Below are 22,571 nucleotides of genomic sequence, written 5' to 3'. Positions count from 1 at the left end.
CATTTTATAATTGTTTGAGATCGGAAAGTATGCACTTTCATTGGGACAATGGGAGCACCTATGAGATAGGCAAGCGCCCTTACTCCCACACCCCCGGGATATGCGTCCCGCACTGCGGGCAGTTGCCTTCGTCGGTGAGGTGGTTCTGCACGTACTGGCCGATATGGCCGCTGCGGTTGATGACCTTGAAGCCGCAGTTGGGGCAGTAGGTCGATTCGCGGTCCTCGTCGTCGTAGTTGCCGATGTAGACGAAGTTGAGCCCCTCCTCCTTGCCGATCTCGTAGGCGCGGATCAGGGTGGTTGGCGGGGTCGGTGGGACGTCGAGCATTTTGTACATGGGGTAGAAACCGCTGACGTGCCAGGGGATGTTCACATCGAGGTCGGCCACGAAACGTGCGATCTTTCTGATCTCCTCATCGCTGTCATTCTTGCCGGGAATAAGCAGGGTCGTCACTTCGATCCAGATCCCCTTGTCGTGGGCGTATTTGACCGTATCGAGCACGGGCTTGAGCTTGGCGCCGCAGATATCTTCGTAAAACTCCTCGGTGTAGCCTTTGATATCGATGTTCATCCCGTCGAGGTAGGGCAGCAGGGTGTCGATGGCCTTGTGGGTCTCGAAGCCGCTGGTGACGTAGATGTTCTTCAACCCCGCCTCGTGGGCCAGCTTGGCGGTATCGTAGGTGTATTCGAAGAAAACGACCGGCTCGTTGTAGGTATAGGCGATCGAATCGCAGCCGTACTCTTTGGCCAGGGCCACGATCTGTTCGGGGCTGAGCGGCTGTCCGGCGATGGCGTGACCGTGCTCCTTGGGATACTGGGAGATGTCCGCATTCTGGCAGAATTTGCACGCGAAGTTGCAGCCGACCGTTCCGAAGGAGAAGGCCTTGGTGTCGGGCAGGAAGTGGAACATCGGTTTCTTTTCGACGGGGTCGACGTTGACGGCGGCGGCCAGGCCGTAAGTGAGCAGCTGCAGCTGCCCCCCTTCGACCTTGCGGATGCCGCAGACGCCGTATTCGCCTTCCGAGAGTTTGCAGTGCTGATGGCACGCCTCGCAGAGGATGCGGCCGTCATCGAGTTTTTTTGATAACCATGCAGGGGCTGACATGTGCTCTCCTTTCAACGGTGTCGGGTGAGAAAACGGGTCGCCTGAATAGAAACTACTTATATTCCATTATACACTGTTTGCGAAAAGAGGGGGAAGCGTTGTTGTTAAAGGGGGCGGATCTTTTTCTTGACGCTCTTCGGGAGGTGGGCGAACGGGAGGGTGCGCTCTTCGCCGCTTTCTTGCGCGCGCAGGACGACGTTCATACTGTTGGGGTCGAGCCGCAGCAGCTGCCACTGCTCCTGTTCATGTTCGAACACGATCTTCGCATCGGCATAGGACTCGGCCGCTTTCTTCTTCGCCATCGCGCTATTTGCGGTAGATCCCGGTCTCTTTGACCTCGATATCGCCGCTCTCCTGCAGCTGGACAAGGGCTCTTTTGAACGCTTTCTTGCTCAGGCCGAAGGTTTTGGTGATGAGGTCCGCATCGCTTTTTGAGTTGTACGGCAGCATGCCGCCCGCCGCTTCGAGGGGGACGAGGACCTTCGCCTGGTCGCTGTCGGCGCGGGCCGCTTTGCCGACGGGCTGAAGGCTGACGTCGAAGTTGCCGTCGGCACGGACCTGCTTCACGTAGCCGGTTCTGCTGTCGCCGACCGCGACCGGTTCGAAGATCTCGTTGTCGAAGACCAGGCCCTCGAAGGCGTCGTCGACGATCACCTTGAAGCCCATGGGCGTTTTGGCGATAAAGAGGAGCTTTACCTCTTTGTTGGGGTGGTACCCGTGGGGCGAATGCGAAAGGTATTTGCTGATGCGCTCCACCCCGACCAGGCGTTCGGACTGCTCATCTTTGACGACCCGCAAAAAGCGCTTTTCCCCGACTTTGAAGGGCGTTTTCTGCCGGTTTTTCGGTACCAGCAGGTCCTTGGGAAGTCCCCAGTCGACAAAGGCGCCGAATTTGGCGACGTCGACGACGGTGAAAAAGCCGAACTCGTCGCGCATCGCCGTCGGCCGGTCGGTGGTCGCGACGGGGCGGTCCTCGGAGTCGGTATAGACGAAGACCTCGAGAAGATCGTCTATGGCCATCTCATCGGTCACGTACTGGTTGGGCAGCAGGACGTCGCTGCCGTCCTCGGCCATCAGGTAGACGCCCGGCACGGCGAAACGGTCGATCCGGAGTCTGTTGACACGGCCGAAATCAAGGGTAGGGGTGAGGGGACTATTCATACCGACATTATAGCCCAAAGCCACCGTTGTTGGGAGGAGTCATTGTATAATGGGGCATGATGAAGATGATGAGACGGGTTTGGACCGCGGGGCTTCTGGCATTAATGACACTGTCGGGGGCGGCAGCGGACGAATACCGTCTCGGCGAAGGGGTACAGGTCGGCAAAACGCCGCTCTATCTCGGCGGGTACTCCTCCCTGGCCTACTGGAACAACTTCAAAGGATCAAGCGAGATCAGTCTCGATGATCTGGCCGTCATGTTGTACGGTACAAAGGGAGCGTGGAGCGGCCTGGCGGAGATCGAGTGGGGCGATCTGTACCGGAGGCGCTACGGGTACGATGCCCAGACCGATTTCGACGGCACCCCCCATACGGAGCGCGTCTACCTCCAGTACGAACCTTCCGAACGGCTGCAGGTGACGGTCGGGAAGTTCAATACGCCGGTCGGCTACTGGAACCGGATGCCGATCAATGTCCTGCGCGATACGACCTCCAGTCCCAGCATCACCGAGAAGATCTTCCCCCGCTTTACGACGGGGATCGATGCCAAGATCACGGCGGGAGCGGTCAGCGTCAATGTCCTGATGCAGGTCACGAAGGACCTGGACGCGGCGTTTAACGGCGACAACCTCTATAACAACTTCGATATCGAGCGCCAGAGCGGGATCGGTGTCATCGGCGAACGGGGGGCCTGGTCGTGCGGTGTAAACGCCGGGCGTTACGAGGAACGGGTCGAAGAGGAGGCGTGGGGCTACCTGTATGTATCGGGCCAGTACCGTACGGCGCTGACCAGGATCATGGCCGAAGCCGGCTACCGGCGCAACGATGACAATACGCGCAGCAATGCGGGTGGGTATCTCCAGGGAACCCGGCAGATCCGCGAACACCATTACGCGGTACTGCGTCTGGAGTACACAACGGACTATATCGCCAATTCCGACGACATGGTCACTGTTGTGGGGTATACCTACCGTCCGCTTTTCCCCGTGGCGTTCAAAGGGGAGTACCAGTTTCATACCCGGGAGAACGAGGACGTCATGATTGTGTCGTTCTCGATGCTCTTCTAGGATGCGTACGATGGTGAAACCGGTACTGATGCTGCTCCTCTCCCTAGCGCTTAACGCCGAGGAGTGGGCCCTGGTTATCCGTGCCGATTCCCCCCTTGATTCGTTGAGCGCGGCACAGATACGGGATGTCTACCTCGGTAAAATTCGTTACGTCAGAGACGTACGGCTTTTCCCGCTGCAGCTGGGGGCGGAGGATCCGCTGCGCCAACAGTTCGAAGGGGAGACACTGAAGCTTTCCCGTGCGGCGCTGCGGGAGTGGTGGATCCGGCGCCACTACCTCGGTCAGCGGCCGCCGAAGGTCGTGGGTTCCGCCGAAGCGGTCCTGGCCTACGTACAGCAGGTGGAGGGCGCCGTGGGCTACATCCCCTACGCCATGGCGGTGGATGCGAATGTCACCGTACTGCATTATGAAGCGGGGACATCGCAGTGATCGGCTGGATCCGGCGGCATATGGCTGCGAAGCTGCTGCTGCTGATCTTTCTGATCGGCGTGGTGCCGTATGCGGCGATCCTCGCCTATACGCTCGTGAGTGAGGAGAAGCTCTATACGGAGCATTTCTACGATGAGCATCAGGGGAGAATGGCGCAGGTCGTCTCGGATGTCGAGCATCATATCGAGCAGCTCTACCGGGAGTTGCACTTTCTGGCCGGTTCGGTCGTGATGGACGACCTGCTGATCAGCGACCTCGACCGACGGGTGGCATCCCTGCTGGAGCGTTACAAGGGGGTATATGATCTGGACATCACTCTGTTGGCGCTGGGGCTCAACGGCCGTGTTGTCGCCGCGACCGATGTGGCGCTGACGGGGAAGCCCTACGCCCGCTATCGCGCCTTCGAGCGTGCCGTGGGACAGAGTGCACCCGTCCAGGCGGATGACGGACTTCTGCTGCTGGAGGTCCCGGTGCACGCGGCTTTGGGGGCGGAGCGGGTGATCGGCTACCTGGTGATGGAGTACAAAACCGCGAACCTGCAGCGTTTCAATCTTGAGGGCGCCCCGGCATCGAGCTTCTTTATCAATACGGAAACAGGCAGCACCATCGGGGGGACGATGCCCCCCTTCAAGGCGGAAGGGCTCAAGGGCGTGGTGGAGAAGAAGCGCACACTTTGGCTCTACCGCTCGCTGGCGCCGCAATTGGCGGGCTGGTACGTGGTCTACCACCTGGACCGGGCGCTTCAGCGCTCGCTGATCGGTGACCTGAACCGTCTATTGAGCCTGATGCTGATCTTCGGCGTCGGGGTGATCGCCGCGGCGGCTTTCTGGTTCTCCCGCCGTATCGTCGCACCGCTCGGGGCGCTGCAGCGCCAGGCATCGGATATGGTGCGGACCCGCCAGTACAGTCTCCCGGTCGACAGCGGCCGCACGGATGAGATCGGGCAGCTGGCGCAGGCGTTCAACGCGATGGCGGAGGATATCCGCCGCGCCTTCGAAGCGCTGGAACGGGAGAACGTTTTCCGTCTGCAGCGTCTGACGCAGATGATCGCCCTTTTCCACCGCCTGATGGAGACTGAAGAGGAGAGCGCCTGCCTGAAAACGGCCCTCTCCGAACTGAAAATGCTTGCCCCCGAGTACAATGTGCGGTTCGCCCGTGCCGGGGCGGCAAAAGCGATGCCGACGCTCTTTGTGTACGACTTCGAGCATGAAACGCTCAAATACTACGGTTCGCTTATCCTGCCCGAAGGGTTGGCGGAGGAGGAGCAGGCGTTTTTCCGTGCCGTCGCTTCGATGATCGCGGCACGGATCGGGCAGATCCGCGCCTATAACCGGTTGCGCCGAGACTCGGCGGCGAAAACGGCGTTCATCTCCCATCTCTCCCACGACCTGCGGACTCCGCTGCATGCCATCTTGTCCCAGACCCAGTTCCTGGTCGGCTACGGAAAACTGGAAGCGGGCGCGCTTGAACGCATCGGGGGGATTGAGCATGCCGCCCAGCAGCTGCTGGGGATGGTAAACGATCTGCTGGACCTGGCGCGGCTGGATGCCGGAAAGTACGAGCCGGAGCTCGAAACCCTCCAGACGGCGGAGATCGGCGAGATGTTCGATGAGGTGGGCACACTGCTCGCCCCCCTGGCGGAGCAAAAAGGGGTGGCACTCCTGCTGCCGGCGTCCGTGCCGGACGCGACCGTGGTCGCCGACCGCCGTTTCCTGCGGCAGATCATCCTCAATCTGCTCTCCAATGCCGTGAAATTCACCGACAGCGGCAGCGTCTCTTGCCGGTTCGATACGACGGAGTCGGTCCTCTGCCTCCGGGTACAGGACACCGGACGGGGGATGACGGCCGAGACGCTGAAGCATGTCTTTGAACCTTTTGTACAGTCGGAGGAGACGGATCGGGTACGCGGCGGCAGCGGCCTGGGACTGGCCCTGAGCCGGCGCTATGCCCAGCATATCGGTGCGGAACTGACGCTCTCCAGCGACGGAGTGGGTATGGGAAGTACGGCGCGGCTCTGTTTGACGACGCTGTAGCGTACGATTTTCGGCTGTTTTCGGGAAACATCGCTATGCGAACGGTACCCTTGTTTTGCCCGGATACCGCATTGTCATGGAAACAGCGCGGTTCATCTGCGCACGCCCTGACAGAAGTGCTCTTGGAGTGTGGGCCCACCACCGAGGGGAACACAGCGTTAGCGTAGGGAGCCGGGCTTTGCCCGGATGCCGTTATGTTTTAATGGTATAGCCGACGCCGCGGACGGTCTGGATCAGTTCCGGGCGGTCAAGCTTTTTGCGGATATTTCGGATGTGGACATCGATCAGGTTGCTGACCGAGATCCGGTCGAAATCCTTGCTGATGTGTTCGTTGAGCTGGAAGCGCGTCAGGACGATGCCCTGGTGCTGCATCAGCAGCGTCAGCAGGTCGAACTCGGCCAGACTGAGTTTGACAGGAGCACCGGCGACGCCCACCTCCCTTGCAATAATATCGACGATGACATCCTCGGCACTCAGCTTGGAGCTTTTGAGCGGGGCGTCCCGGCGCAGCAGGGCGCGGACACGTGCAAGCAGTTCGATGCTCGAGTGGGGTTTGCACAGGTAGTCGTCGGCGCCGGCATTGAGGGCATGCACCCGGTCATCGACGGTGATATTGGCTGAAAGGACGAGGACGGGAATGCAGATTTTCTGCGACCGCCAGTCGTGCAGCAGTGTGATGCCGTCGCCGTCGGGGAGGTTCCAGTCCAGAAGGATAAGGTCGAAGTTCTGCTCCTGCATGGCGTGTTTGGCTGCGGCGACGCTGCCGGCGGCAACGGTTTTGTACGCCTCTTGGTGCAGGGTCTCCTCAAGCTGCCGGGCCACAACGGGTTCGTCTTCGACAATCAAGATATCCACTTTGCCTCCTTCTTTGTATTTATCCGTATTATACAAGGGGTTGGTAACCCTTCATCAAATCTTCATACAGTTGTTCCATACTGGCAGTGGAGAAAAATGTCGGGGGGCTTCCCCCAGTGATGAGAGGAGATGAAGATGGAAACGCAACTTTGGCGGAAGACAGCGAGTGTAGTTATCGCAGCCGTTTGGCTGGGAGGATGCCAGATGGCGACAACCGAGGGCGATAGTGAGGTCGTCGGTGATATCAGCGGAGGAGGAACGACCTGGAACGGTACGGTGGCCGATTACACGCTACTGGCCTGGAACGATCTGGGGATGCACTGCATGGACGGAAAGGATTTTTCCGTCTTCTCCATCCTGCCGCCTTATAACAATCTGAACGCCCAGCTGATCAAGCGGGCGGGGACATCCGATAAGCATGTGACAGGCGGGGTGACGATTACCTATACCGCCGCCCCGTCGCTGGACGGGAAGTACAATACGACGAGCGTCTATACCGACAGTAATGACCTGAAGACGAACTTCTGGGATTATGTGGGAGCACTTTTCAACGCGACACCCGCACCGGACACGGGAGTAACGGGCAATCATACCCCTGAATTGACCGGACATACACTGAGTTATAACGCGGCGGAGCAGTGGTGGGAGGCGACGGGCCTCCCTATTACCCCCTATAACGACGACGGGAGCAAGAACTACTATCCGATGGTGGATGTGACGGCGAAGGATGCGTCGGGGAACGTGTTGGCGACGACCAAGGTCGTGCTGCCGGTCAGCGACGAGATGGACTGCCGCGCCTGCCACGGTTCGACAAGCGGTTATACGGCGGCAATGCCGAATGCAGGCTGGGCCAACGACGCCGACCCGGAGAAAGATTACAAATGGAATATTCTGCGGCTGCACGACCAGGAGCATCCGACGGCAGTCAGCGCGCATCAGTCCGAACTGCAAGCGGCCGGCTATAACGGATATGACAGTGCCGGCCTGGAGGCGACGGCGCAGAACAACAACCCAGTGCTCTGCGCCACCTGCCACAGCACCAACGCGCTGGGGACGGCGGGTGTGAGCGGGACGAAACCGCTGACCGAGGCGCTGCACTCCCTGCATGCCGAGGTCAAAGATCCGGTGAACGGGTTGAGCCTGAACAGCTCGACGAACCGGGACGCCTGCTACCGCTGCCACCCGGGGGCGGCGACGAAGTGTCTGCGCGGTGCGATGGGCAAACAGGCGAACATTCAGTGCCAGAGCTGTCATGGCAGCATGAGCGCCGTCGGAACGCATGGCCGCAACGGCTGGCTGGAAGAGCCAAACTGCCAGGCCTGCCACCAGGATGGGAAGCGGTATGAAACAGCGGTGACGGATATGCAGACGGGGACGCTGCGTGCGGCGCTCGATACCCGTTTTGCGACGAACCAGAACACGCCGGCGTCTGGGGTAAGCCTCTACCGCTTCAGCGCGGGCCACGGGGACATGCAGTGTTCGGCCTGCCACGGTTCGACCCACGCCATCTATCCGAGTGCGCATACGGAGGATAATCTTCAGAGCATCGCGGTACAGGGGCACGAGGGCACCATCGCCGAATGTACGGCTTGCCATGACACGATGCCGAAGACAACGGCTGAAGGGCCGCACGGTATGCACAGCGTCGGCCAGTATTGGGTGAGCGCGCATGAAGGCGTCGCCGAAAGGAACCGTGCCCAGTGTACCGTCTGCCACGGCAGCGACTACCGCGGCAGTTTCCTTTCCAAGACCTTCTCGGCCCGCAGTTTCAGCACCGAGCGGGGAACGAAGACATTCGCCGCCGGCCACGAGGTCAGCTGCTACGACTGCCACAACGGTCCCGGAGGGGATTGATCTTTCACTCAGAGAGGTGCCGCCCGTGTCGGTCTCCTCTCATAGATTTGTAACCATTCTGGCCACTCCTTTCTGAGAAATCTTCATCCAATCTTCATAACTTTTTTTCATAATATTCCCCACTTTTGTATAAGGAGTATAGTATGAAAGGCAAAAGAGTACTTGCCGGTGTCGTGTGCGTGGCTTTGGCCTGCGCTGTGGCAACGGGGGCCAATGCGAAAGGCGATGGGCACAGAGGCAAAAAAGGCATAGGCGGAAGTGGCGGTACGAAGACGGCCGCTTATACGCTCCTGGCCTGGAACGATCTGGGGATGCACTGCATGGACGGGAAGGACTTTTCGGTCTTTTCGATCCTGCCGCCCTACAATACGCTCAATGCGCAGTTGATCATGAAAGCTGACGGCGGCGAAAAGCATGTGACCTCGGGGGTCACAATCACCTATGCAGCAGCACCGTCGCTGGACGGGCAATACAATACGACGAGCGTCTATGACGATCGCAACAATCTCAAGACGAACTTCTGGGACTACGTGGGCACACTCTTTCTTGCGAACCCTGCTCCGGATGTCGGACTGACGGGCTACCATACGCCGGAGATGACCGAGCATACGCTGCATTACAATGCAGGGGAAAATTGGTGGGAAGCGACGGGGCTACCGATCACACCGTACAACGATGACGGCAGCAAGAACTACTATCCTATGGTGGACGTGGTCGCAAAGGACGGATCGGGGAACGTCCTGGCGACGACAAGAGTCGTGCTGCCGGTCAGCGACGAGATGGACTGCCGCGCCTGCCACGGTTCGGCTAGCGGTTATAGCGAGGCGATGCCTTCATCCGGATGGGAGAACGATGCCGATCCGGAAAAGGATTTCAAATGGAATATTTTGCGGCTGCACGATGAGGAGCATCCGACGGCGGTGAGCGCGCACCAGGCGGAACTACAGGCTGCGGGTTACATGTCTTATGACGATGCGGGGCTCTATACGACGGCCAAGAACGGCAACCCGGTGCTCTGCGCCACCTGCCACAGTACCAATGCCCTGGGGACAGCAGGGGTGAGCGGGACGAAACCGCTGACCGAGGCGCTGCACTCCCTGCATGCCGAGGTCAAAGATCCGGTGAACGGCCAGCCGCTGAACAGCTCGACGAACCGCGACGCCTGTTACCGCTGCCACCCGGGCGCGACGACGAAGTGTCTGCGCGGGGCCATGGGCAAGATCAGCAGTATCCAGTGCCAGAGCTGTCACGGCAGTATGAACGCCGTCGGACAGCACGGCAGGGTCGGTTGGCTGGAAGAGCCTAACTGCCAGGCGTGCCACCAAAACGGCATGCGCTACGACACGGCGGTGACGGATATGCAGACGGGGACGCTACGTGCAGCGCTCGACACCCGTTTCGCGACCAATGCCAATACGCCGGCGGCGGGCATCAGCCTTTACCGTTTCAGCGCGGGTCACGGCGAGATGCAGTGTTCGGCCTGCCACGGCTCGACCCATGCCATCTACCCGAGCTCGCATACCGAGGATAACCTTCAGAGTATTGCCGTACAGGGGCATGCGGGGACGATTGCCGAATGTACGGCCTGCCATGAGACGGTACCGGCAACGACCAGCGGCGGTCCGCACGGCATGCACAGCGTCGGACAGTATTGGGTGGGTGCGCATGAGCATGCCGCCGAAGGCAACCGCGCACAGTGCGCTGTCTGCCACGGCAGCGATTACCGCGGCAGTTTCCTCTCCAAGACCTTCTCGGCGCGCAGCTTCAGCACCGAGGGTGGGACGAAGACCTTCCCCGCCGGTCACGCGGTCAGCTGCTACGACTGCCACAACGGTCCCGGCGGGGATTGATCCCTCCGCGACAAAGGGTGCCTCACCGGCACCCCCTTTCTCACAACACCCCATCACCAAGCCCACATTGACAATATTCGGACGGATAGGACATCCGGAGATGACGTTCTGGATTCTGCTTGACCGTCAGGCGATATAGTGCCGGTTCGCAGAGATCACAGATACCGTTTCGGCATAAAGAAATTGAAGTTATTTTTGTTAGAATCTACACATTTTTAGCGGAGGGGAAATGCATGGAGCAGCGCTATGTATCTGTTTGGAACCGGTTTTTGGCGTATTGGATCGATATGATCGTTCTAAACGCCTTTTTCGGTCTTTTCTTTGCGTTTCCTCTTCTCTTCGGGTTCGAGTCTTCCGGGATGTCGATCGTACTCGCTGTGACCCTTTCGATCGCCGCGCTGCTTTATATGCCGCTGATGCATGCCTCGGCTTATCAGGGGACCGTCGGAAAGCTGGCGCTGGGGCTGCGGATTGTCGGCCCTGACGGTGGGCGTATCGGTTTTTTAAGGGCGTTTATCCGCGAGATCATCAAAGGATTCTCCTTTCTCTTCGTCCTGCCGCTTGTTGTTATATTCTTTTCGAAAAAGCGGCATGCATTGCATGACATGGCGGTCGGAAGTTCCGTACTCGATCTGGATAGCGAGAGCACAGGTAGTTACCGGAGCGCCAGGAACATTGCAACCCTCTTTTTCATCGTGACGCTTCTTTCCAGTATAGGCGGCATGCTTTTTTTTGCCAGTGCGGCAGGGAGTCTGTTGTCGCAGATGGGAAAAATAGTCTCGTTGTCGCAGCCGAATATATCTGGGAGGCTACAGACAGGAGCTATGCACAGGGGAATGAACATGCATGACGCGAATGTGACATACCGTATCCGTTACGAATCGCATATGGAGTTCAGCGGGGCACAGTCGGCGCCCGTACCGGTAAGTGCTTCCGCTGGACATGGTTCGGATGTGACGCAGCAGCTCTTTGCCCTGGTCAAAGGGACAACAGACGACGATTACAAAGTGATGCGCCTGATCGTGAGGGGAGCGGATGTCAACGCCAGGGATGATGAAGGGCGGACACCGCTTTTTTGTGCTGTGCAGCAGAAGCATGTTGAGATGGTCAAGGTCCTGGTCTTCAAAGGTGCGGATACGCGGGCTAGAGATAAGCAGGGGGTGTCGATCCAGACGTTGGCGAAAAATGACCGCGCGCTGCAGAGGGCGTTGCGCTACGGCAGGGAACAGTAGCCGTCCCTGTGGAGTGAATTTACCGGTATTCTTAATAATACATTCAGCTTTTTTTAAGTAATATACGCGTCCACTTTACCGTTTTAAACACAAAGCGTTGAGTATTTACATCTGTTTTTTGACAAGGCAGCTGCAAGTATTGGCAGGGTAAAAGTCCCGCCTAAAACGCGTAAAGCGAATCGCTGGTTATCGTGGGCCGTTTCCGCACGGCGGAATGCGGCTGAACCCATTTTCCCCGGGTGGGGAGAGTGTTCCAATTAAACCAACCAAGGGCATACAATGAAAGTACGTTCTTCCGTCAAGAAGATGTGTGATGACTGTAAAGTCATCAAGCGCAAAGGGATCGTCAGAGTAATCTGTAAGAACCCTAAACATAAACAGAGACAAGGATAAACATGGCACGTATTGCTGGTGTAGACCTTCCTAAGAAAAAACGCGTCGAGTACGGCCTGACCTACATCTATGGTATCGGCCTTCACACGTCACGCCTGATCCTCGATGCGACTGGCATCGATTACAACAAGCGTGTCTATGAGCTCTCCGAAGACGACGTCGCGGTCATCACAAAAGAGATCCGTGAAAAATACATGGTTGAGGGTGACCTGCGCAAACAAGTCGCAATGGACATCAAAGGCCTGATGGACCTCGGTAACTACCGCGGTCTCCGCCACCGTAAGGGACTGCCTTGCCGCGGTCAGAAAACGAAGACAAACGCACGTACCCGCAAAGGGAAGCGTCGTACTGTCGGCGCAGCGTAAGGAGCGATTGAATGGCTAAACGTAAAGTAACTCGTAAAAAAGTTGTCAAGAAGAACATTGCACGCGGTATCGTGCATATTTCTGCATCTTTCAACAACACGCTCGTTACCGTTACCGATGAGATGGGTAACATGATCGCTTGGAGTTCTGCTGGCAGCCTTGGTTTCAAAGGTTCCAAGAAGTCCACTCCGTTCGCAGCGCAGCAGGCGGTAGAAGCCGCTATGGAAAAAGCAATGGTACACGGCATCAAAGAGGTCGGTATCAAGGTTCAGGGTCCGGGTTCCGGCCGTGAAACAGCAGTGAAATCCGTTGGTGCGATCGAAGGTGTTCGCGTCACGTTCATGAAAGACGTTACTCCGCTGCCGCATAACGGTTGCCGCGCGCCGAAACGTCGTAGAGTGTAAGGGGGCTATAGATGGCAAGATACAGAGGTCCAGTAGAAAAGATCGAAAGAAGATTCGGCGTCAGCCTCAACATGAAGGGCGAGCGTCGCCTGGCAGGCAAATCCGCTCTCGACAAACGTCCTTACGCGCCGGGTCAGCACGGCCAGCGCCGCAAGAAAGTATCCGAGTATGGTACGCAGCTCAACGAGAAGCAGAAAGCGAAATTCATGTACGGCATCTCCGAGAAGCAGATGCGTTCACTTTTCGCCGAAGCAAAGCGTCGTGAAGGCAACACAGGTTACAACCTTGTCACCCTGCTCGAGCAGCGTCTTGACAACGTCGTTTACCGCATGGGATTCGCGTCTACACGCCGTTTCGCACGCCAGTTCGTTACCCATGGTCACATCCTGGTTGACGGCAAACGTGTCGATATCCCTTCTTACCGCGTCAAACCGGGCCAGAAGGTTGAAATCCGCGAAAAGAGCAAGAACAACGTTCAAGTTGTCCGCGCGATCGAACTGACCAACCAGACAGGTATGGCTCCGTGGGTCGACGTCGACGGCGAGAAGAAGTTCGGGATCTTTACCCGCCTGCCGGAGCGTGAAGAAGTTGTTATTCCAGTGGAAGAACGTTTCATCGTCGAGCTTTACTCGAAATAATCTTTAATCGAAAGGCGCTTTATGAAAAAGATCAAAACAGCTCCGCTTCTGCCCGAAGAGTTCGTCGTCGAGCAGATCAGCGATACCGAAGCGAATGTCATTGCCTATCCGTTCGAGACAGGCTATGCGGTTTCACTGGCGCACCCGCTGCGCCGGTTCCTGCTGAGCAGCTCGGTAGGCTATGCGCCGATCGCGATCAAGATCGAGGGCGCCAAGCACGAGTTCGACTCCGTGCGCGGTATGCTCGAAGATATTTCTGACTTCATCATCAACCTCAAAAGCATTCGTTTCAAACTGAAAAACGATGCCAAAGAGGCGACGATCGATTACAGCTTCGTCGGACCGTGCGAGATCAAAGGAAGCGACCTGATCAATGACGACGTTGACGTTGTCACACCGGACGCTTTCCTCGCGACGCTCAACGAAGATGCGACGCTGAACTTCTCGCTGAAGATCTTCCAGGGGATCGGTTACGTCCCGAGCGAAGATATCCGCGACGAAATCGAAGAGGGCTACATCGCCCTCGACGCGTTCTTTACGCCGGTCCGCAAAGCGACCTACGCGATCCAGAATGTCCTCGTCGAAGACAACCCGAACTTTGAGAAGGTTGTCCTGAACATCGTCACCGACGGTCAGATCAGCCCGCTGGATGCTTTCCGCAACGCCCTGAACGTCATGCATGCGCAGATGGCGGTCTTCAGCAGCGAGATCAGCATCCAGTCACCGGCAACGATCGAACGCGCCGAAGCGTCCGAAGAGATCGGCAAGCTGACGGCACCGATTGAAGAGCTCGGCCTCTCCGCACGCAGCTTCAACTGCCTGGATCGCGCCGACCTGAAGTACATCGGTGAAATCGTCCTGATGAGCCAGAATGACCTTAAAAACGTCAAGAACCTTGGCAAAAAATCGTATGACGAGATCGTTGAAAAGCTCGAAGAAGCCGGCTTCCAGGTCGGTCAGGAGATGAGCGATGAAACGATCAGCGTACTGAAAAAGAAAATTGAATCTGAATAAGGAACTGTCATGAGACATCGTCACGGATACCGCAAGCTCGGTCGTACGAGCGCACACCGCGCCGCCCTGCTGAAAAACATGAGCATTGCGTTGATCGAAAACGGAAAAATCGAAACGACGCTGCCAAAAGCGAAAGAGCTCCGCTCTTACGTTGAGAAGCTGATCACGACGGCACGCAAAGGTGACTCCAACGCGCACCGCGCCGTCTTCGCTTCCCTGCAGAGCAAAGAAGCGGTCAAAAAACTGATGAACGAAGTTGCACCGGAATACAAAGAGCGCAACGGCGGTTACACCCGCATCATCAAAACTCGTACACGCCGCGGCGACGCTTCGCCGATGGCTTTCATCGAGCTCGTATAATCTTCCCCTCCCGGGAAGAACCCTCCCACACATAAAGCATCCAAACTCCATTTGACTTCATAGATACCTGTCAGGCATGCCCTGTATTGCCTGTTCTGTAACAAAACGGTTTCAAAACATAGGCCAAATCTTCATGAACCCCTCATATAATCAGCGCATTTCTGAGAGCAGGAGAAACTATGCGATACGCAAAAGAGATCGCTGCAGCGGGAATGGCACTGCTATTGATCGGCTGCGGCGGGGGAAGCGGCAGCACGAACGAGGCGGATGCAGCAGCGGCGATCGCCGCCTCGGGTGTCGGGAACAGCGGTGATTACACACTGCTGGCGTGGAACGACCTGGGGATGCACTGTATGGACGGGAAGGATTTTTCCGTCTTTTCCATCCTGCCGCCCTATAACAACCTGAACGCCCAACTGATCCAAAAGGCGGGGACGTCGGGAAAACACGTCACAACCGGGGTTACGATCACCTACAGCGCCATCGCGTCGCTGGACGGCAAATACAATACGACCAGTCTCTATAACAGCCATAATCAAGCCAAAACCAATTTCTGGGATTTCGTCGGCGTACTGTTCAACGCCCATCCGGACCCCGATACAGGTCTGACGGGAAACCACACCCCGGAGCTGGCAGCACACAACCTCAGCTATAACGGTGCGATGCAGTGGTGGGAGGCGACGGGGTTGCCGCTGACACCCTACAATGACGACGGCAGCAAGAACTACTACCCGATGGTCAAGGTGGCGGCTAAAGATAGTACGGGCATTGTTTTGGCAACAACGACGGTCGTGCTGCCGGTCAGTGACGAGATGGATTGCCGGGCCTGTCACGGATCAGTGAGTGGCACATCGGCGGCGCGCCCCGTAGGGGGGTGGGAGTTCGACACCGATGCGGAGAAGGATTTCAAATGGAACATCCTGCGACTGCACGACGAGAAGTTCCCTACGGCAGTGTCGGAGCACCAGTCGGCATTGCAGGCGGCCGGTTACAAAGGGTATGACGACACCGGGCTCTATACGACGGCGAAAAACGGCAATCCCGTTCTTTGTGCCACCTGCCATAGCAGCAACGCCCTGCCGGGGACGGGGGTTGACGGTGTCAAACCGCTGACGGAGGTGATCCATGGTCTGCATGGAAGGGTCAAGGACCCGACCAACGGCATGACGCTGGACAGCTCGACAAACCGGGACGCCTGCTACCGCTGCCACCCGGGTGCGGCGACGAAGTGTCTGCGCGGCGCGATGGGCAAGCAGAGCAATATCCAGTGCCAGAGCTGTCACGGCAGCATGAGCGCCGTCGGAACACACGGCCGCAACGGCTGGCTCGAAGAGCCCAACTGCCAGGCCTGCCACCAGGACGGCAAGCGGTATGAGACGGCGGTGACGGATATGCAGACGGGGAGGCTGCGTGCGGCGCTCGATACCCGTTTTGCGACGAACCCGAACACGCCGGCGTCGGGGGTAAGCCTCTACCGCTTCAGCGCGGGCCACGGCGACATGCAGTGTTCGGCCTGCCACGGTTCGACCCACGCCATCTACCCGAGTGCGCATACGGAGGATAACATCCAGAGCCTCACGGTCCAGGGGCACGAGGGCACCATCGCCGAATGTACGGCCTGCCATGACACGATGCCCCGGACCGATGCCGGCGGTCCCCACGGCATGCATAATATCGGGCGCGAATGGATCATGCAGCACGGGCCGGTCGCCGACAGCAATGCGACGCAGTGCACGGCTTGCCACGGCAGCGATTACCGGGGAAGCTTCCTCTCCAGGGCTTTCTCCGAGCGGACGTTCGGATCGGATAAAGTCTATTACAAGGCAGGCGATGCGGTCGGTTGCTACGACTGCCATGATGGACCGACCGGAGGGTAGTACGCCCTGTCTGCTTTGCCTTTTCCCCGCTTTGCGCTACAATGAACCAGCAGCCTATCAAAGGAGCGCTTATGCGGTTTGGTAAGTTCTATGGCGAGTTTTCGCGGCTGGGCGAATACGGCGGCAGCCTTTTTCTGCTCGCTGCCCGTCTGGCGGTCGCAGTCGGTTTCACGGAGGCGGCCCACCTCAAATGGGAGGCGATCGAAGCGACGGCGGAGTGGTTCGGGGTACTGGGGTACCCGTTCCCGCTCTTTACGGCCTACCTCGTCTCCTCCGTCGAAGTGGCGGGTGTCGTCCTGCTGGCCTTGGGGCTGCTGACCCGCCTCATTGCCGTGCCGCTGATGATCATCATGGTGACGGCGATCCTGACGGTGCACCTTCCTAACGGTTTCGAGTGCAGCAAAAACGGGTTCGAGATCCCGCTCTATTATTTCATCTTCCTCGGTCTCTTTCTCAGCCATGGCCCTGGAAAATACAGCCTGGACCACCTGATTTTCAAAGGAAATTAGATGGATCAGCTTCTTGATTTCATCCACGGTGAATACTCCTTCCCCATCATGGCCTTCCTGTTGCAGGGCAGCGGTGCGGTGTTGCTGCTGCTGGCTCTGGTGACACTGGTCTATGACCGCTATATCCAGCGCGAAAACCAGCTGCTTATCAACTACCCCCTGGTCGGACGGCTGCGTTACGTTTTCTATGCCCTGCGCGATCCCATGCGGCAATATTTCGGGGATGAAAACTTTTTCGATTCCTTCGATAAGGTCAAATGGGTCTATAACGCGGCGGAGAACAAGGGGCTCGTCTCTTCCTTCTCACCGGGGCAGCCGCTGCACGGTACACGTCTGACGCTCAAAAATGCCAATGTGGTCCTGAACAAAGAGGAGGTGGAGGAACACTTCAACGTGACCTTCGGCAGCGGTGTTCGTTTCCCCTTTACCGCGGCGTCGGTGGTGGGGCGCTCGGCGATGAGCGACGGCGCCATCTCACCGGAGGGGACGAAGGCGTTCGCCTGGGGAGCGTTTCTGGGCAATTTCCCTATCAATACGGGAGAGGGATCGCTGACGTCGAACTTTCTGATGACGCACCGTTTTGATCCGAAAAACTGCGGCTACATGGAGGCGGAGAGGGGAACGCTGTTTGCCCGCAGCGTCTACCGGATCATGCGCCTGCTCGTCAATCCGGCCATTGCCGAGCGGGTCTACCGCCATATGATCCTTGCGCCGAAGGAGGAAGAGACCTATCTTTTCGACCCCGTATCACTGAACTGTTACCGTATCGACTGGAAAGCACCGATGGAGGCGTTCCCCGAGACCGTGCCGGGGGACCTGCCCGATATTATTTTCCAGATGGGGAGCGGCCTGTACGGAGTGCGGGATGATGAGGGGGAATTCGATCCCGAACGGTACTGCAAGGTGATGCGTTTTTGCCGGATGACGGAGATCAAGCTCGCCCAGGGGGCGAAACAGACGGGAGGGAAGCTCCTGGCGGAAAAAGTGACCGATGCGATCGCCTACTACCGCGGGGTAGAGCCCTATAAAGACATCTTTAGCCCAAACCGTTTCCCCTATGCCCATACGCTCGAGGAGCTCTTCGATTTCGTCGGAGAACTCAAGCGGCTGTCTGAGAAACCGGTCGGGATCAAGATCGTATTGGCTTCGGCCGAGGCATTCGCAGCGTATGCGGCACTCATCGAGGTGCGGCTCGCGGCGGGCTCCGATGCCTATCCCGATTTTATTACCGTTGACGGCGCGGACGGGGGCAGCGGCGCCGCGCCGCTGGCAATGATGATGAGCGTCGGGATGACCCTGCACAAGGCGCTCTACGTCGTCGATCGGGACCTGAAACGGATCGGTGCCCGTGAGAAGGTGAAGATCATTGCCAGCGAAAAGGTGCTGACGCCGGATGACGCGACCCTGCTGCTGGCCCTCGGTGCGGACTATGTTGGCATTGCGCGGGCCTTTATGATGACGGCAGGCTGCATCCGCGCCCGGGAGTGTTCGGGGGCCAACGGGCGACACTGCCCGGTGGGGCTGGCGACCCAGGACCGGAAAAAGCGGGCCTCCTTCCTCATCGAGCAGAAGGCGCACCGGGTGGCCAATTACCACCGTCATATGCTCGAGGGGATCCGGGGGCTGATGGCCGTGATGGGCGTTCGAACGCGCGAAGAGCTCGACCATACACGGCTGAGCGTGAGAGACGGCGATGGCGGACGGAATCGGAACGTCGATGCCTATTTTGAGGCGGCCGTCACCGGATAGGCAGGAAAGGCTAAAGGGGGCTATGGCATGCTTCGGTTATGAAAAGCATGGGCATCGCCTCTCCCGTTATGGGGAGCGTCGGATGCCGCTAAGGGAGAAGAGATGGCGGAGATCGGTTTCGGCACCTACCGTGTCAGCGACGAAAACCCCGAACATATCGAGGCGCTGCGGATGGCGGTCACTTCGGGCGTCAGGGTCATCGACACCTCGACCAACTACATGGACGGCGGGGCGGAACGCGCGATCGCAAAGGCGCTGCGTTTTATGGAGGACGACGCGCGGGAGAAGGTGCAGATCGTCAGCAAATTCGGCTATATCCAGGGGAGTACGATGGCGCGGCTGGAAGCGGGGGAGCAGTTCGAGGAGGTCGTCGAATACGCCCCACACGTTTTTCACTGCATCCATCCCGATTTCATGTGGGACCAGCTGGAGCGTTCGCTGGAACGGCTGCAGGCCGCCTCGCTGGAGTGCTATCTGATCCACAATCCGGAATATTTCCTGCTGGATGCCCTCAATAGAGGGCGGGAGCGTAGCGAAGTGCTCGATGAGATGAACGACCGTATCTACCGGGCCTTTGTCGCGCTTGAAAAAGCCGCGGCCACCGGAAAGATCGACGGTTACGGCGTCAGTTCGAACAGCTTCGCGAAGGCAGCGACAGACCCGGAGTTCCTCCCCTACGAGGATCTGGTAGCCCTGGCAATCCATGCCGCGGAAAGCGCGGGCAATACTCAGAACCACTTTACAACGGTGCAGCTGCCGGTCAACCTGCTGGAGACGGAGGGGCTTAAGTGCGCGGCATGGGCCAGGGAACACGGGCTTCGGGTATTGACGAACCGTCCCCTGAACGCCCAACACGGGCAGCAGATGTTCCGGCTGGCGGAGTATCCTCCGTCACCGACATACGAAGCGCATCTCAACGAACTGCTACAGCTCTGTGAACATGAGGCGCTGGCATCGTTGCGGAACCTGGTCCACCAGCTCGACGGGGTTAAACACCGATTCGGCTGGGTCGGCGAATACGAGTCGTTCCTCTATGGACAGGTGTTGCCGCACATCCGGCAGGTGCTTGAAAAACTCGGCGAGGCCGAACGCGGTGCATTGGCGCAGCAGCTGGTGCTCTTCCTGGACTCCTACGCCGCCGCCGTCGCCCATGAGTGCAGTCTGAAAGTGCGCGAGGCGGTCGGTGCGCAGCTGGAGGCGTGTGACCGTCCGCTGCAGGAGTGTGCGCTGGCGTTTTTGCTGGCGCGGCCGGAAATCGACGTCGTGTTGCTGGGGATGCGCAAACCGCGCTATGTCGCCCAGGCACTGGAGGCCTTTCCCGCAGGCTGAGGGATCGGCATCTCCTTGTTAACTTTATGACTTGTTAAGCGCATTTTTCCTATTTTATGATCATCAAAATGTCGACAGGTGTCGAAAAAAGGACAATCATATATGATTCCGTTTACAGATGAAGAACTGTACGATCCGGTAAAGAACGTCATCGAAAAGGTCCGCCCCTCTTTGGCGCTGGACGGCGGTGATATCAAACTGCTGGGCGTTAAGAACGGCGTCGTCTACGTACAGCTCGGCGGAGCCTGCGTCGGATGCGGCAGTTCGGGCAATACCCTAAAATACGGTGTCGAACGCCAGTTGCGCATGGATATCCATCCCGAGCTCTCTGTCGTCAATCTGCCGATGGGTATGGAAAACCAGATGGACGCCATGTGAGCGTCCGCCGAGAGATAATAAAAAATACGTTATAATAGATTATCTCTTAGAGAGAGAAATGCATACGATTTTTGAAAGAAGGAAGAGCATGAAACCAGTCAACAAATATAAAACGCTTGCCCTTGCTAACGAAAGTTTCAATCAGGAAAACTATGAGGAGGCATTGCGTCAATATGCGCAGGTGCTCCAGGATTATCCCGAGTCCAAAGAGGCCTTTAACGGAGCGATCCTCGCCGAAATGGCGATGAGTGGCGAAGAGGCGGCAGAAGCGCTGTTCGATTACTATGAAGTGCTACGCGAAGAGGATGCGGAACAGGCCGACACGGTCATCTCCGAGATCCTGCAGACGATGGACGGCACGGTGGAGCAGCTCACCTCCCTCTTTTCCGAGCCGCTGCGCCACCGCCTGGATTACGAAGACGGGATTCTCTACGACGATTTCCGTCAGCTGGTCAAAGAGCAGGGCGATTTTAAAACGATTTTCGAGAACATCATGTTCTCCACACGGGTGCTTATTACCGAAAAAGAGGAGTTCATCGACTTCCTCAGCCAGCTCAACCGCCACGGATACCACAAAATGGCGATGAATTACATCGAGACGGCCCTCTCCATGTACCCCAACGACGATCAACTGCGTGCCCTGCTGCGCGACATTCTGAAGAGCCGACCGGTTGAAGATAGCGCTTCCTGATCAACCGTTCCGTTTTGTAACGGAAAACTCCTCGGAGTGCGACAGTGAGACAGCATTCGTCCTTACGGGTCTCAACCGCCGCTACCTTGACGATGCCAAGGCGCGCGGCGCCCACTCTATTATCTCCCCCGCCGACGTTGCTCCCCTCTTCGGACTTGACCGTATCAACGTGATCGGGATTACCGGCACCAACGGCAAGACGACGACGGCGAGCGCCATCTACTCCATCCTGCTGGACCTGGGTCACAAAGCGGCGATGCAGGGGACCCGCGGTTTTTTCATGAACGACACCGTCGTGGAGGGCAAAAGTCTGACGACACCGACGCTGCTGGAGACCTATCGCCACATCTACCAGGCCGTCGCGGCGGGATGCGAGTACTTCGTCATGGAAGTGAGCTCCCATGCGATTGTCCAGGCGCGGGCAGAGGGGATCGACTTCGCCCTGAAGATCCTCACCAATATCACCCAGGACCATCTCGACTACCATGAGACGCTCGAGGAGTACGTCCGCGTCAAGAACAGCTTTTTCGCCGACGAAGGGAAGAAACTGATCAACAAGGACGAGGCGAAAGCGGATTTCAACATCAAGAACACCTTTACCTACGGGGCCGAGAACCCGGCGACCTACAAAGTGGTGGCCTATTCGCTCAATGACGGCATCAGCGCCGTCGTGCAGCACTTCGGCAAGATCCACACCTTCCACAGCCCGATGCACGGCTTCTTCAACGTCTACAACCTCACCGCAGCCGTGGCGGCGGCCCATCTCGTCACCGGCGACGATCTCGAAGCGGTGTGCGACGCGGTCGGCGGTTTTGCCGGGGTGAGCGGGCGGATGGAAGTGGTGAGCGAATCTCCTTTGGTCATCGTCGATTTTGCCCACACCCCCGACGGTATGGCGCAGGTCCTCAATGCCCTCAAAGAGAAGGAGATGCTGGTCGTCTTCGGGGCGGGGGGCGACCGCGACCGCTCCAAACGTCCGCTGATGGGACGGGTGGCGGAGAACCTCGCCAAAAAGGTCTTTGTCACCAGCGACAACCCCCGCAGCGAGGATCCCGATGCGATCATTGCAGACATCCTGGGCGGCATGACCTATCCGGAGAAGGCCGTGGTCGAACCGAACCGCAAAGCGGCGATCGCCATGGCGCTGAGTGCACGCAGCGGCGACGAGGTTGTCGTCGTGCTCGGCAAGGGCGACGAACAGTATCAGATCATCTACGACAAGCAGTTCCCTTTTGACGATCGGGAGGTCATTCGTTCTCTGTTAAGTGAGGTTTGAC

General features: G+C 58.1%; 23 protein-coding genes. 19 read left to right on the top strand and 4 right to left on the bottom strand.

From position 1 onward, the window contains the following. Positions 1 to 79: 79 nt before the first annotated feature. The 3 genes from amrS to LOH54_RS11945 form a co-directional block, all read right to left on the bottom strand. Positions 80 to 1,105: an AmmeMemoRadiSam system radical SAM enzyme gene (gene amrS, locus LOH54_RS11955; RefSeq protein ID WP_231019326.1), complete on the bottom strand. Its 1,026-nt coding sequence runs from the start codon at positions 1,103 to 1,105 to the stop codon at positions 80 to 82. Between the two features lie 104 nt (positions 1,106 to 1,209). Continuing rightward, on the bottom strand, positions 1,210 to 1,407 hold the full coding sequence (locus LOH54_RS11950; protein ID WP_231019325.1) for a hypothetical protein: 198 nt from the start codon (positions 1,405 to 1,407) through the stop codon (positions 1,210 to 1,212). 4 nt (positions 1,408 to 1,411) lie between these two features. After that, positions 1,412 to 2,266 carry a CvfB family protein gene (locus LOH54_RS11945; protein ID WP_231019324.1) on the bottom strand — a complete coding sequence of 285 codons (855 nt, stop codon included), beginning with the start codon at positions 2,264 to 2,266 and terminating at the stop codon, positions 1,412 to 1,414. 56 nt (positions 2,267 to 2,322) lie between these two features. Between LOH54_RS11945 and LOH54_RS11940 the strand changes: the two genes are divergently transcribed. From LOH54_RS11940 to LOH54_RS11930, 3 genes are read left to right on the top strand one after another with little or no spacing between them, the layout of a single operon-like run. Continuing rightward, the gene (locus tag LOH54_RS11940; RefSeq protein WP_231019322.1) at positions 2,323 to 3,333 is read left to right on the top strand and encodes a hypothetical protein; all 1,011 of its coding nucleotides are present in this window, start codon (positions 2,323 to 2,325) and stop codon (positions 3,331 to 3,333) included. Positions 3,334 to 3,343: 10 nt separating this feature from the next. After that, positions 3,344 to 3,763: a type 2 periplasmic-binding domain-containing protein gene (locus tag LOH54_RS11935; RefSeq protein WP_231019321.1), complete on the top strand. Its 420-nt coding sequence runs from the start codon at positions 3,344 to 3,346 to the stop codon at positions 3,761 to 3,763. Further along, positions 3,760 to 5,796 (top strand): ATP-binding protein, encoded by a 2,037-nt coding sequence (locus tag LOH54_RS11930; RefSeq protein ID WP_231019320.1) that lies wholly within the window; start codon positions 3,760 to 3,762, stop codon positions 5,794 to 5,796. Before LOH54_RS11935 ends, LOH54_RS11930 begins: the two co-directional genes overlap by 4 nt. A gap of 192 nt (positions 5,797 to 5,988) precedes the next feature. On the opposite strand, the gene LOH54_RS11925 is transcribed toward LOH54_RS11930, so the two are convergent. Continuing rightward, on the bottom strand, positions 5,989 to 6,651 hold the full coding sequence (locus tag LOH54_RS11925) for a response regulator transcription factor (protein ID WP_231019319.1): 663 nt from the start codon (positions 6,649 to 6,651) through the stop codon (positions 5,989 to 5,991). 204 nt (positions 6,652 to 6,855) lie between these two features. On the opposite strand from LOH54_RS11925, the gene LOH54_RS11920 reads away from it, so the two are divergent. The 16 genes from LOH54_RS11920 (at position 6,856) to LOH54_RS11845 (ending at position 22,570) form a co-directional block, all read left to right on the top strand. Next, positions 6,856 to 8,505: a hypothetical protein gene (locus LOH54_RS11920; protein ID WP_231019318.1), complete on the top strand. Its 1,650-nt coding sequence runs from the start codon at positions 6,856 to 6,858 to the stop codon at positions 8,503 to 8,505. 143 nt (positions 8,506 to 8,648) lie between these two features. After that, the gene (locus LOH54_RS11915; protein WP_231019317.1) at positions 8,649 to 10,355 is read left to right on the top strand and encodes a multiheme c-type cytochrome; all 1,707 of its coding nucleotides are present in this window, start codon (positions 8,649 to 8,651) and stop codon (positions 10,353 to 10,355) included. 233 nt (positions 10,356 to 10,588) lie between these two features. Then, the gene (locus tag LOH54_RS11910) at positions 10,589 to 11,587 is read left to right on the top strand and encodes an RDD family protein (RefSeq protein WP_231019316.1); all 999 of its coding nucleotides are present in this window, start codon (positions 10,589 to 10,591) and stop codon (positions 11,585 to 11,587) included. A 279-nt stretch (positions 11,588 to 11,866) separates the two neighbouring features. Then, complete coding sequence (gene rpmJ, locus LOH54_RS11905) at positions 11,867 to 11,980, top strand: 50S ribosomal protein L36 (protein WP_231019314.1); 114 nt, start codon at positions 11,867 to 11,869, stop codon at positions 11,978 to 11,980. 2 nt (positions 11,981 to 11,982) lie between these two features. Continuing rightward, positions 11,983 to 12,345, top strand: a complete 363-nt coding sequence (gene rpsM / locus LOH54_RS11900) for a 30S ribosomal protein S13 (RefSeq protein WP_231019313.1) — start codon at positions 11,983 to 11,985, stop codon at positions 12,343 to 12,345. Between the two features lie 11 nt (positions 12,346 to 12,356). Continuing rightward, positions 12,357 to 12,749, top strand: coding sequence for a 30S ribosomal protein S11 (gene rpsK, locus LOH54_RS11895; RefSeq protein ID WP_231019312.1), 393 nt, complete (start codon positions 12,357 to 12,359; stop codon positions 12,747 to 12,749). An 11-nt stretch (positions 12,750 to 12,760) separates the two neighbouring features. After that, complete coding sequence (gene rpsD, locus LOH54_RS11890; protein ID WP_231019311.1) at positions 12,761 to 13,387, top strand: 30S ribosomal protein S4; 627 nt, start codon at positions 12,761 to 12,763, stop codon at positions 13,385 to 13,387. A 21-nt stretch (positions 13,388 to 13,408) separates the two neighbouring features. Continuing rightward, a complete protein-coding gene (locus LOH54_RS11885; protein ID WP_231019310.1) occupies positions 13,409 to 14,401 on the top strand; it encodes a DNA-directed RNA polymerase subunit alpha in 993 nt (330 codons plus the stop codon). 9 nt (positions 14,402 to 14,410) lie between these two features. Next, entirely contained in the window at positions 14,411 to 14,761 is a 351-nt protein-coding gene (gene rplQ / locus LOH54_RS11880; RefSeq protein WP_231019309.1) for a 50S ribosomal protein L17, read from the top strand. Between the two features lie 179 nt (positions 14,762 to 14,940). Then, positions 14,941 to 16,638 carry a hypothetical protein gene (locus LOH54_RS11875; RefSeq protein ID WP_231019308.1) on the top strand — a complete coding sequence of 566 codons (1,698 nt, stop codon included), beginning with the start codon at positions 14,941 to 14,943 and terminating at the stop codon, positions 16,636 to 16,638. A gap of 71 nt (positions 16,639 to 16,709) precedes the next feature. Then, positions 16,710 to 17,147, top strand: a complete 438-nt coding sequence (locus LOH54_RS11870) for an HvfX family Cu-binding RiPP maturation protein (protein WP_231019307.1) — start codon at positions 16,710 to 16,712, stop codon at positions 17,145 to 17,147. Next, a complete protein-coding gene (locus LOH54_RS11865) occupies positions 17,148 to 18,896 on the top strand; it encodes an FMN-binding glutamate synthase family protein (protein ID WP_231019305.1) in 1,749 nt (582 codons plus the stop codon). Between the two features lie 102 nt (positions 18,897 to 18,998). Further along, positions 18,999 to 20,225 carry an aldo/keto reductase gene (locus tag LOH54_RS11860; protein WP_231019304.1) on the top strand — a complete coding sequence of 409 codons (1,227 nt, stop codon included), beginning with the start codon at positions 18,999 to 19,001 and terminating at the stop codon, positions 20,223 to 20,225. 102 nt (positions 20,226 to 20,327) lie between these two features. Next, positions 20,328 to 20,603: a NifU family protein gene (locus LOH54_RS11855; protein ID WP_231019303.1), complete on the top strand. Its 276-nt coding sequence runs from the start codon at positions 20,328 to 20,330 to the stop codon at positions 20,601 to 20,603. An 88-nt stretch (positions 20,604 to 20,691) separates the two neighbouring features. After that, entirely contained in the window at positions 20,692 to 21,294 is a 603-nt protein-coding gene (locus tag LOH54_RS11850) for a hypothetical protein (RefSeq protein ID WP_231019302.1), read from the top strand. Further along, the gene (locus LOH54_RS11845) at positions 21,275 to 22,570 is read left to right on the top strand and encodes a UDP-N-acetylmuramoyl-L-alanyl-D-glutamate--2,6-diaminopimelate ligase (protein ID WP_231019301.1); all 1,296 of its coding nucleotides are present in this window, start codon (positions 21,275 to 21,277) and stop codon (positions 22,568 to 22,570) included. The genes LOH54_RS11850 and LOH54_RS11845 overlap by 20 nt, the downstream gene beginning before the upstream one ends. Position 22,571: the final 1 nt, after the last annotated feature.

The organism is Sulfurimonas sp. HSL-3221, from assembly GCF_021044585.1.
GTDB lineage: Bacteria > Campylobacterota > Campylobacteria > Campylobacterales > Sulfurimonadaceae > Thiomicrolovo > Thiomicrolovo sulfuroxydans.
Note: the sequence above shows the minus strand (reverse complement) of the source record. Positions and strands in the feature narration are given on the sequence as shown.

What these genes read in the sequence shown, in the direction of transcription:
- amrS (WP_231019326.1), bottom strand. Translation starts at nt 1,105, where the DNA reads ATGTCAGCCCCTGCATGGTTATCAAAAAAACTCGATGACGGCCGCATC.
- LOH54_RS11950 (WP_231019325.1), bottom strand. Translation starts at nt 1,407, where the DNA reads ATGGCGAAGAAGAAAGCGGCCGAGTCCTATGCCGATGCGAAGATCGTG.
- LOH54_RS11945 (WP_231019324.1), bottom strand. Translation starts at nt 2,266, where the DNA reads ATGAATAGTCCCCTCACCCCTACCCTTGATTTCGGCCGTGTCAACAGA.
- LOH54_RS11940 (WP_231019322.1), top strand. Translation starts at nt 2,323, where the DNA reads ATGATGAAGATGATGAGACGGGTTTGGACCGCGGGGCTTCTGGCATTA.
- LOH54_RS11935 (WP_231019321.1), top strand. Translation starts at nt 3,344, where the DNA reads ATGGTGAAACCGGTACTGATGCTGCTCCTCTCCCTAGCGCTTAACGCC.
- LOH54_RS11920 (WP_231019318.1), top strand. Translation starts at nt 6,856, where the DNA reads ATGGCGACAACCGAGGGCGATAGTGAGGTCGTCGGTGATATCAGCGGA.
- LOH54_RS11915 (WP_231019317.1), top strand. Translation starts at nt 8,649, where the DNA reads ATGAAAGGCAAAAGAGTACTTGCCGGTGTCGTGTGCGTGGCTTTGGCC.
- LOH54_RS11910 (WP_231019316.1), top strand. Translation starts at nt 10,589, where the DNA reads ATGGAGCAGCGCTATGTATCTGTTTGGAACCGGTTTTTGGCGTATTGG.
- rpmJ (WP_231019314.1), top strand. Translation starts at nt 11,867, where the DNA reads ATGAAAGTACGTTCTTCCGTCAAGAAGATGTGTGATGACTGTAAAGTC.
- rpsM (WP_231019313.1), top strand. Translation starts at nt 11,983, where the DNA reads ATGGCACGTATTGCTGGTGTAGACCTTCCTAAGAAAAAACGCGTCGAG.
- rpsK (WP_231019312.1), top strand. Translation starts at nt 12,357, where the DNA reads ATGGCTAAACGTAAAGTAACTCGTAAAAAAGTTGTCAAGAAGAACATT.
- rpsD (WP_231019311.1), top strand. Translation starts at nt 12,761, where the DNA reads ATGGCAAGATACAGAGGTCCAGTAGAAAAGATCGAAAGAAGATTCGGC.
- LOH54_RS11885 (WP_231019310.1), top strand. Translation starts at nt 13,409, where the DNA reads ATGAAAAAGATCAAAACAGCTCCGCTTCTGCCCGAAGAGTTCGTCGTC.
- rplQ (WP_231019309.1), top strand. Translation starts at nt 14,411, where the DNA reads ATGAGACATCGTCACGGATACCGCAAGCTCGGTCGTACGAGCGCACAC.
- LOH54_RS11875 (WP_231019308.1), top strand. Translation starts at nt 14,941, where the DNA reads ATGCGATACGCAAAAGAGATCGCTGCAGCGGGAATGGCACTGCTATTG.
- LOH54_RS11870 (WP_231019307.1), top strand. Translation starts at nt 16,710, where the DNA reads ATGCGGTTTGGTAAGTTCTATGGCGAGTTTTCGCGGCTGGGCGAATAC.
- LOH54_RS11865 (WP_231019305.1), top strand. Translation starts at nt 17,148, where the DNA reads ATGGATCAGCTTCTTGATTTCATCCACGGTGAATACTCCTTCCCCATC.
- LOH54_RS11860 (WP_231019304.1), top strand. Translation starts at nt 18,999, where the DNA reads ATGGCGGAGATCGGTTTCGGCACCTACCGTGTCAGCGACGAAAACCCC.
- LOH54_RS11855 (WP_231019303.1), top strand. Translation starts at nt 20,328, where the DNA reads ATGATTCCGTTTACAGATGAAGAACTGTACGATCCGGTAAAGAACGTC.
- LOH54_RS11850 (WP_231019302.1), top strand. Translation starts at nt 20,692, where the DNA reads ATGAAACCAGTCAACAAATATAAAACGCTTGCCCTTGCTAACGAAAGT.